Here is an 8,189-nt window from a genome sequence, read left to right as displayed (position 1 = left end):
AAAAATTGTTACAACGCGTAGTTCAAATTAATGCTCCAACGGTAGCGCGCTTCCACATTGCCGGCATTCAGATTTTGCGTGATCGGAATCATGGCATTGGCGCCCAACGAAAATTTGTTTTTACCCACCTCAAAACCCACTTTACTCAACAAGATATTTCCGGCTGTGTTGCGTACTTTTTGACCGTGTTGGGAATTGCTCTCGTAAATTTCGCCGGCGACACCCAATTGCGGGACTAAGGTAAATTTTGAACTTTCGTGGAAGTAGAAAAAAGTAGCCGCATAATTGGTTTGATTGCCAAAGCGGTAGTTCTTTTGGTTTTCGGTTTTAAGATTGTAGTTGACCATAGTGTTCAATCCGAAACGATTGCGTTTGATTACATAATCGGCCGAAATCAGGTAATCCCAACTTCCGGTTCCCAACTGGTAACTCGGATTAACACTGCCGTTATTGGCTTCGTCAAACTTACCCAAAGGTACTTTAACGCCGGCGCCCAATAGTATTTTATGACTAAATTTAGCTGAGTCGTTTTTGGTTTGGTAAATCTCATACAAGCCCAACACCGTAACATCGCCTATACCGGAAATACTTTGTTTACCGGTGGCTGTTGCTCTTTCGTGAAAATGATAAGGCAATAAGGCCGACACTTGTATTTTTGAGCTAAGCGGAATCCTGCTCCAAACTTGTACCGTATTAAATGTTTCATCATACCAAGGCGAGTTGCTGTATAAACCATCGTTACTGCGGTAACTTTGGTAAAAATACCGCAAGCCTATAAAGTTGTTGTTGAGCATGGAGGCAAAACCCATACTGCCGCCACTGGCCGAACAGCCGCACGCATCGCAATCGTCTTTCAAAGATTCCCAAAGCGGTAAAGCCTTGAAAACCGGTGGCGATTGTAAGCTGTCTTTATTGGTGGCCATAAGGGAAGCCGATGCCAACATAAGGAAGAGAAAGTAATTTTTCATAGTATTAGAATTCAGAAAAACGTGGATCGGTTAGGTATTGGTTGTCGGTTAAGGTTTTTAGGAAAGCGATGAGTTTTGTTTTTTCGCTATCCGTTAACGGAATACCCAACACGCCGTTATTTTGCAATAAAGGATCCAGTGTAGCAGAAGCTGTAACGCCTGAACTGTAGTGGTTTAAAACCGCTTCCAAGGTATAAAACCTGCCGTCGTGCATGTAGGGCGCTGTTTTTTCTATGTTTCTCAGGCTTGGTACTTTAAACTTGTGCAAGTCCTGAGGCAATTCGGTTACGCGGTATCGTCCTATATCATTGATAGACGGATTCACCGGCAGCCCATTGTTTCTAAAGGAATTATCGGTAAAAATATCCGTGGCATGACAAGAAGCACATTTTTGGTTGAATAAAGCGTAGCCTTGTAATTCTTCTGTGGTAAGCGTTCCGCCCGTTTCATTGCGTCGGTATTTGTCGAATCGGGAGTTGGATGAAGTGACCATTACCATGAACTGCCCTAAAGCTTTCAGCATATTTTCGGAGTTAATTTCGCCATCCGGAAAAGCTTGTTTGAACAGTTTTCTGTAAGTCGCATCGCCTTTCATCATGGCGATAATGTCGTTAAAATTTCCATTCATTTCAATAGGACTCGTTAGCGGAATAACCGCTTGTAAGTCTAAATGGTCGGTAGCGCCATCCCACATAAAAGTAGTTTGGTAGGCCAAGTTTTGTATAGGCGGTGTGTTGCGCGTTCCGATGGCTTCGCCCACACCATGACTGAACGTATGGCCGTGATGGGTAAAAGCATCTTCTTGGATGTGGCAGAAACCACAAGAAATGGTGCCGTCGGAAGACAATCTTCCGTCGTAGAATAGTTTTTTCCCCAACTCAAATCCTTTTTCGGTTAAAGGATTGTTGGCAAAATTGTACGCAATAGGCGGGAAATTAGCCGGTGCAGTAAAAGCTATAGGGATATTTTGGTAATCCTCGCTGTCATCATTGGAGCAACTCCACAACAACGGCAGCATGAATAGCCATAAAAAATGTGTTTTCATCTTTTTAAGCATTTAAAAAAAGCAGCCAGCCTTGGGCCGACTGCTTTTTTGTGTTTTAGTCGTTGTGAACGTGGTGCACTTCAAAAACGTTGGCAATATTAGCAGTTACCAAAGCCAATTTGGCGCCGCCCATTACCATAGCACCATCGCCAAAGTTGATTTTGTTGGTACCGTCAATTAGCTGCGCTAAGTCGGCCATAATGTGTACTTGAGGCGTAATATTGGTTCTAACCAAGGCATTTTCAGGCAAATCCAAAGTTACGTTAGCATAGTTGTAATCGGTTCCTGTTTTTCCGGTGTGCAACATAAAAGTGGTATCGGTAGTAACAGCTGATGAGGTAAAGGTACCTTCAAAAGCGATAAATTTATATCCGGCACTCCATGACCACATCATGCCAGCAGCTTGGGCTTGGGCTAAGAAATTCCCTTGACCCTCGGCCCCTAATAAAAATTGCTCTTGGTCAACGCCAATACCAAATGACACCTTGGTGTAATTTGCCGCCGGAATGTTAGGGAGCGTTAACAAAGTTGAAGCAGCTGTAGCCTCATCGATAATAAAATAGCTTTCGCTTTTAGGCACAGTATAAGTGGTACCATCGGCTTTGGTTAAGACGATATTGCTCACGATGTATTTGGCTTTACTTACTTTAACGGTTTCCCCATTGGTATTGGTGTAAGCGGTGTTGAAAGCCAAGTCGGCCGATTTGTAAACGTTGTCAAATTCTAATTTTAAGCTGCCTTCTCCGGTTGGTGTATTATCATCATCGTTAGAACAAGCGGTAAAAGTAAAGGCGATGGCCAAAACGGCAATTATATTTTTAAATTGTAATTTCATTTTTGTTTTAATTAATGTTATAAAAAGTTAAGCTAGGACAATACCATGCCTCAGCAATAATTGGAGTGTGTACACTCATTCGACTACTGTAAAAACAATAACCGAAGTAATAAAAACATTAAGAAATTACAGTTGGTGGGTGGAAAAAGGTGTCACCTTCGAGGTGAAAGTAAAGGTCTGAATAGTGACTGTTTAAAACAGTTTTAGCTACAATGGAAGTTTGTTCAGCGACCAAAGCCGGTATTTCTTGAAAAAACAAGATTTCAGCTTCTTGTGTTTGATTCTTTTTGGTTGGTGAAATTGGCTTTTCCTCTTCGGCAGCTTTGGCCAATTCTTTCATCAACTGACATTTTCCGTTACACTTTAGTTCCGGTTTGGCTTTGTTCTCACAAAGCACTTTAGCGATATAATCATAATTCACTACGTAGTCAATCACCGGAAATATCGGTTTGACTAACATGACAAGCGAAATTAGGATTATCAATTTTTTCACTTTGCAAATTTAAGACAGCTTTCGAATTTAAATCTGATTAATATCATATTTTTTAGTGTTAAATTTTGAGGGTTTTTTTATTAGCGCTTTTAACTAATAATACTAACTTTACTTCTCAATTGCTACTTATGCCAAATCGAGACATCAAAATACTCCACATCGACAGCAATCATCCTTTGTTGTGGGACCAATTGGAGCAAGCCGGTTTTCAGAATGAAGCCGATTTTACTTCTTCTAAAACCGAAATCGAAGTCAAAATTCATCATTATCATGGGATTGTTATCCGCAGTCGGTTTAAAATTGACCAAGACTTTTTAGACCAAGCCACGAATTTAAAATTCATTGCCCGCGTTGGTGCCGGATTGGAAAGCATTGATTGTGAGTATGCTAAAGCAAAAGGAATACATCTCATTGCAGCCCCGGAAGGCAATAGGAATGCAGTAGGCGAACACGCTTTGGGCATGCTTTTGTCGGTGATGAACAAGCTGAACCGCGCCGACAGATTAGTGCGCGAAGGCAAATGGATCCGCGAAGGCAATAGAGGTTATGAGTTAGAAGGCAAAACGGTTGGGATTATTGGTTATGGCCATATGGGGAAATCGTTTGCTAAAAAACTACGTGGATTTGAGGTGGAAGTTTTATGTCATGATATTCTTCCGAATGTAGGCGATGCGAATGCCCGGCAAGTTTCCCTTTCAGAACTACAAGCCCAAGCCGATGTGTTGAGTTTACACCTTCCTTGGACACCCGAAACGGATAAGATGGTCAATGCCGAATTTATCAATGCGTTTGCTAAACCGTTTTGGTTCATTAATACTTCTCGTGGGAAAAACGTGGTAACTGATGATTTGGTGGCTGCTTTGGAATCGGGAAAAATTCTTGGCGCCGGATTAGACGTTTTGGAATATGAAAAATTATCGTTTGAAAATCTTTTCATCGATACTGAAAAACCCAAGGCTTTTGAGTATTTACTGCAAGCCGAAAATGTTTTATTAACCCCACATATTGCGGGCTGGACTTTTGAAAGTCATGAGAAACTGGCGCAGACTATCGTGGATAAAATTGTTCAATTAGGAATTACGAATTGTTTTTGAATATGAACTAAACCCTTTTGATTATGAATAAAGTTAGTTACTATTTAGTCGTTATTGTTGGATTGCTGACTTTCCTTCAATTTTTCCCACATGCTTTTTTAGGCATGCAGGCCGTGTTAGACCATATTCAAAAAGGAGAAATTCAACCCATTGCGGCTCAAGGGATGCAGATGATTTGGTTGTATTCTTCGATTATGATGTTGTTGTCGAGTATTTGGTTGTTTTTTTTGGCCAAACCCATTAAAGAAGGCAAACACGTAGCTCGATTGCAAGTATTATATATGAGTATCGGATTGTTGGCTTTTGGGCTAGGCTGTAGTTATATTGCCCAAGAGTTTTTCAACCATTTGTTTTTCTTTACTGTGGAAGGAATAATACTTTTATTGGCGGTAACCGTGTTTTACAAAAGAGAAGCGCAGGCATAATACTTTGGTACAACGCATGGTTTTTTATAAGAATTTTATATATTAGACCCATCAATTAACAAAACCAATAAAATAATTTATTATGGACGCACAAAAAGTCGACATGTTTTTAATGATGAATTCAAAATTTTTCGAAGCCCATCATTTGCACGGTGTTAGAGAAAAATTATTAACGCTTGATGAGTCAAGATGGGGAATGGTTCAAACCCTTCAGTTTAAAGATCCAACCACCGCTTTGATCATTTCTATCGTTGGAGGAGGTTCATTGGGAATCGACCGTTTCTTTATCGGAGATACCGGTTTGGGAATAGGAAAGTTGTTAACTTGTGGAGGCCTTGGCATTTGGACCATCATTGATTGGTTCTTAATAATGGGCGCTACTCGTGAAAAAAACATGGAGCTTTTCCAAAACACTTTATACTAAAATAACATGACCCGAAACAAGTTATACATTTTGTTAGGTGTGGCTTGTTTCGTTGGTTTTATGTATCTCGGTTTTACCATTTTTTATCGGCAAGATTCCACTACTACACTTTGTTGGTTTAAGAATGTTACCGGTTATAATTGTCCGTCCTGCGGCACTACCAGAGCAGTAGTAACGCTTTTACAAGCGGATGTTTTAAAGGCCATGCAACAAAATCCTTTAGGAATCATAGTGTTGCTTATAATGGTGGTTGCTCCTTTATGGATAACCGCAGATTTGGTTACTCAAAAAGACAGCTTGTTTCAAAAGTACCAACAGACCGAAGTTTTTATGCGAAAACCTTGGGTTGCCGCTTTGATGATTTTACTGATTTTACTCCTATGGTATTGGAACCTCACTAAAAATTTATGAGAAGAAGACAAATTACTAATTTTCCCTATCAACCTTCCGACAGCGAATGCGAAAAAGCTTCCAACAGTTACCTAATGTCGTTAGTAGCCGTGGTAGCCGGATTGCCGTTGCCGATACTGAATTTGATTGCTACTTTTTTCTTTTACATCGCCAATCGGAATAAACCTTATTTTGTAAGATGGCATTGTACACAAGCCTTGCTGTCACAATTTGCGCTTTTCTTTATGAACAGTTACAGTTTTTGGTGGACGGTTTCTATATTGTTTGGCGACGTAAAGTTTACCAATGAATATTTTGCTTATGTGCTTACCGTAATTGTGGTTAATATCATCGAATTGATTTCTACGATTTATGCAGCCGTTCAAGTTAGAAAAGGCATACACATAAAGTTCTTCTTCTTTGGCGGACTAACAGATTTGATTTGTAAACCTAAAACGCTACACTTATGAAAATAGCAGCACAAGGATTAGCCATAGTCTTTACAGTGTTTTTGATTTGGTTTGGCTTATCACAGTTAGACTATGTTTCCTTTTTTAAAGTGAAGCAGAATGGTCAAGATTTAGAAACCGCTTTGGGAGAATTAATTTGGGATGAAATAGCCAAAACAGAAGATGTAGTGCTTAACGACAGCTTGGTTAAAACCCTCGATAAATTAATCAATCCTTTATGTGAAGCTAACGGAATTGAGCGTGATTCCTTAAAAGTTCATATCATAGAAAAAGATGAAATCAACGCTTTTGCTTTGCCTAATAATCATTTGGTGGTTTATACCGGTTTGATTGTAGATTGCAAAAACCAACAAGCATTGCAAGGTGTTTTAGGACACGAAATCGCCCATATTGAAAACAAACACGTGATGAAGAAGCTTTCCAAAGAAATTGGATTTTCCGTATTGCTTTCGGCTACCACCGGTGGCAAAGCAGGCGAAGTACTGAAGGAAATTTTCCGAACCTTATCTTCTTCGGCTTACGACCGTTCTTTAGAGAAAGAAGCCGACATAACCAGTGTAGATTACATGATAGCGGCTGATATCGATCCGAAACCTTTGGCCGATTTTATGTACCAAATGGCACTCGAAAACCAAATGCCTAAAGAAATGTATTGGATTGCTTCGCATCCGGAATCAGAAGCGCGAGCCCAGTATATTTTGGAATACATTAAAGGAAAGAAACTCAAAAGCAAAGCTACTATAACCGAAAAAGAATGGCAGGCTTTTCAAAAATTAGCCGAACAACAATAGCAAAAAAGCAATCTTAAGATTGCTTTTTTTGTTTCAAGAAATACCCAGCTTCATAATATTATTACAAAATTTCTTTATATTTGAGTCTATTAACCCATGGAGTAACCGAAAATCCTTAAGAGTAGGACTAACTAATAACTATTAATTATGTTTAACTGGTACAAAAAAGTTGTATTTGAAAATTATGCCAATTTTAACGGCAGAGCACGCCGATCAGAGTATTGGTATTTTGCATTAATGAATTTTATTGTTTTAATTGTTGCTGCTATTTTGGATAGCACATTAGGGCTTAATTTCTCACCACTACCTTACGGATATTTGTATTTAGTGGTTGCATTAGCCACATTTATTCCTGGTTTAGCGGTAGCAGTAAGAAGATTACATGATGTTGGAAAAAGCGGGTGGTTTTATTTTATTGCTTTGATTCCGTTAATCGGAGCTATTTGGCTGTTGGTATTATTTTTTACCGAAGGTAATCAAGGTGAAAACCAATACGGACCGGATCCAAAAGCTGATGGTTCAGAGGATATTAGTCAGATTGGAGTAGAATAATTCCTGATTATATTGCATAAAAAAGCCGGTAGTATTACCGGCTTTTTCTATTTATAATTTTTTTCTTTGCGTTCCAATTCGGCTTGGAATTCCTCCATAACCGGTTTTACAGTGCTCTCGGGTAAATCGGCAATGCGAATGTACATCAAGCCATCGACAGCATTATTGAATAGCGGATCTACATTAAAAGCCACCACGCGTGCGTTTTGCTTGATGTATTTTTTAATCAATACCGGAAGTCGCAAACTGCCCGGCTCAACTTCGTCTATGATTTTGTCGAATTTATTCAAATCGGCTTCGGTTTCATTGAATACAAAATCCTTGTCGGCGTCTTTCAATTTTACTTTGAATTCTTTCTTCGGATTGATGTATTGCGCCACATACGGATCGTAATAATGCGACTTCATGAACTCAATCATCAACGATTTGGAGAATTCGGTAAATTGGTTGCTGATGCTTACACCGCCAATCAAATATTTGTGTTCGGGATAGCGCAAGGTGGTATGCACGATACCTTTCCACAATAAGAACAATGGCATAGGTTTTTGCTGGTAATCGCTCACGATAAAGGCGCGCCCCATTTCGATGGACTTCGACATCATGTCGTATAACTCCGGTTCGAAACGGAATAAGTCTTGTAAATAAAAGCCTTCGATACCGTATTTCGGGAAAATTTCTGCGCCCAAGCCCATGCGGTAAGCG

At 39.6% G+C, this 8,189-nt stretch carries 12 protein-coding genes; 7 read left to right on the top strand and 5 right to left on the bottom strand.

Features of this window, described 5'->3' with window-relative positions; genetic code table 11:
• Window positions 1-8 precede the first annotated feature (8 nt).
• The 4 genes from ACIQ32_RS10680 to ACIQ32_RS10665 all read right to left on the bottom strand — a co-directional run bounded on the left by ACIQ32_RS10680 (window position 9) and on the right by ACIQ32_RS10665 (window position 3,308).
• Window positions 9-968: a transporter gene (locus ACIQ32_RS10680; protein WP_396195678.1), complete on the bottom strand. Its 960-nt coding sequence runs from the start codon at window positions 966-968 to the stop codon at window positions 9-11.
• A gap of 4 nt (window positions 969-972) precedes the next feature.
• Window positions 973-2,013 carry a cytochrome-c peroxidase gene (locus ACIQ32_RS10675; RefSeq protein WP_396195677.1) on the bottom strand — a complete coding sequence of 347 codons (1,041 nt, stop codon included), beginning with the start codon at window positions 2,011-2,013 and terminating at the stop codon, window positions 973-975.
• 55 nt (window positions 2,014-2,068) lie between these two features.
• Window positions 2,069-2,848 carry an MbnP family protein gene (locus ACIQ32_RS10670; RefSeq protein ID WP_396195676.1) on the bottom strand — a complete coding sequence of 260 codons (780 nt, stop codon included), beginning with the start codon at window positions 2,846-2,848 and terminating at the stop codon, window positions 2,069-2,071.
• Between the two features lie 118 nt (window positions 2,849-2,966).
• Complete coding sequence (locus ACIQ32_RS10665) at window positions 2,967-3,308, bottom strand: hypothetical protein (protein ID WP_396195675.1); 342 nt, start codon at window positions 3,306-3,308, stop codon at window positions 2,967-2,969.
• A gap of 161 nt (window positions 3,309-3,469) precedes the next feature.
• Between ACIQ32_RS10665 and ACIQ32_RS10660 the strand changes: the two genes are divergently transcribed.
• The 7 genes from ACIQ32_RS10660 to ACIQ32_RS10630 all read left to right on the top strand — a co-directional run bounded on the left by ACIQ32_RS10660 (window position 3,470) and on the right by ACIQ32_RS10630 (window position 7,487).
• Window positions 3,470-4,435: a 2-hydroxyacid dehydrogenase gene (locus ACIQ32_RS10660; protein ID WP_396195674.1), complete on the top strand. Its 966-nt coding sequence runs from the start codon at window positions 3,470-3,472 to the stop codon at window positions 4,433-4,435.
• Window positions 4,436-4,458: 23 nt separating this feature from the next.
• Entirely contained in the window at window positions 4,459-4,860 is a 402-nt protein-coding gene (locus ACIQ32_RS10655; protein ID WP_396195673.1) for a hypothetical protein, read from the top strand.
• An 82-nt stretch (window positions 4,861-4,942) separates the two neighbouring features.
• Window positions 4,943-5,284, top strand: coding sequence for a TM2 domain-containing protein (locus ACIQ32_RS10650; RefSeq protein ID WP_396195672.1), 342 nt, complete (start codon window positions 4,943-4,945; stop codon window positions 5,282-5,284).
• 6 nt (window positions 5,285-5,290) lie between these two features.
• Window positions 5,291-5,695, top strand: coding sequence for a DUF2752 domain-containing protein (locus ACIQ32_RS10645; RefSeq protein ID WP_396195671.1), 405 nt, complete (start codon window positions 5,291-5,293; stop codon window positions 5,693-5,695).
• On the top strand, window positions 5,692-6,144 hold the full coding sequence (locus tag ACIQ32_RS10640) for a DUF4870 domain-containing protein (RefSeq protein WP_396195670.1): 453 nt from the start codon (window positions 5,692-5,694) through the stop codon (window positions 6,142-6,144). The genes ACIQ32_RS10645 and ACIQ32_RS10640 overlap by 4 nt, the downstream gene beginning before the upstream one ends.
• A complete protein-coding gene (locus ACIQ32_RS10635) occupies window positions 6,141-6,935 on the top strand; it encodes a M48 family metallopeptidase (RefSeq protein WP_396195669.1) in 795 nt (264 codons plus the stop codon). Before ACIQ32_RS10640 ends, ACIQ32_RS10635 begins: the two co-directional genes overlap by 4 nt.
• A 147-nt stretch (window positions 6,936-7,082) precedes the next feature.
• Window positions 7,083-7,487, top strand: coding sequence for a DUF805 domain-containing protein (locus ACIQ32_RS10630; protein ID WP_396195668.1), 405 nt, complete (start codon window positions 7,083-7,085; stop codon window positions 7,485-7,487).
• Between the two features lie 47 nt (window positions 7,488-7,534).
• Here the strand turns inward: ACIQ32_RS10630 and ACIQ32_RS10625 are convergent.
• Window positions 7,535-8,189 (bottom strand): GNAT family N-acetyltransferase (locus ACIQ32_RS10625; protein WP_396195667.1); only part of this gene is annotated, 655 nt, incomplete at its 5' end.

It is taken from the genome of Flavobacterium sp., from assembly GCF_044373165.1.
In the GTDB taxonomy this organism is placed as follows: Bacteria; Bacteroidota; Bacteroidia; order Flavobacteriales; family Flavobacteriaceae; genus Flavobacterium.
This window is presented reverse-complemented; position numbering and strand designations above follow the sequence as displayed.

Excerpts from the sequence above, each read along its gene's own strand:
- ACIQ32_RS10660 (WP_396195674.1), top strand. The coding sequence starts at position 3,470 with ATGCCAAATCGAGACATCAAAATACTCCACATCGACAGCAATCATCCT.
- ACIQ32_RS10655 (WP_396195673.1), top strand. The coding sequence starts at position 4,459 with ATGAATAAAGTTAGTTACTATTTAGTCGTTATTGTTGGATTGCTGACT.
- ACIQ32_RS10680 (WP_396195678.1), bottom strand. The coding sequence starts at position 968 with ATGAAAAATTACTTTCTCTTCCTTATGTTGGCATCGGCTTCCCTTATG.
- ACIQ32_RS10665 (WP_396195675.1), bottom strand. The coding sequence starts at position 3,308 with ATGTTAGTCAAACCGATATTTCCGGTGATTGACTACGTAGTGAATTAT.
- ACIQ32_RS10670 (WP_396195676.1), bottom strand. The coding sequence starts at position 2,848 with ATGAAATTACAATTTAAAAATATAATTGCCGTTTTGGCCATCGCCTTT.
- ACIQ32_RS10630 (WP_396195668.1), top strand. The coding sequence starts at position 7,083 with ATGTTTAACTGGTACAAAAAAGTTGTATTTGAAAATTATGCCAATTTT.
- ACIQ32_RS10645 (WP_396195671.1), top strand. The coding sequence starts at position 5,291 with ATGACCCGAAACAAGTTATACATTTTGTTAGGTGTGGCTTGTTTCGTT.
- ACIQ32_RS10650 (WP_396195672.1), top strand. The coding sequence starts at position 4,943 with ATGGACGCACAAAAAGTCGACATGTTTTTAATGATGAATTCAAAATTT.
- ACIQ32_RS10640 (WP_396195670.1), top strand. The coding sequence starts at position 5,692 with ATGAGAAGAAGACAAATTACTAATTTTCCCTATCAACCTTCCGACAGC.
- ACIQ32_RS10635 (WP_396195669.1), top strand. The coding sequence starts at position 6,141 with ATGAAAATAGCAGCACAAGGATTAGCCATAGTCTTTACAGTGTTTTTG.
- ACIQ32_RS10675 (WP_396195677.1), bottom strand. The coding sequence starts at position 2,013 with ATGAAAACACATTTTTTATGGCTATTCATGCTGCCGTTGTTGTGGAGT.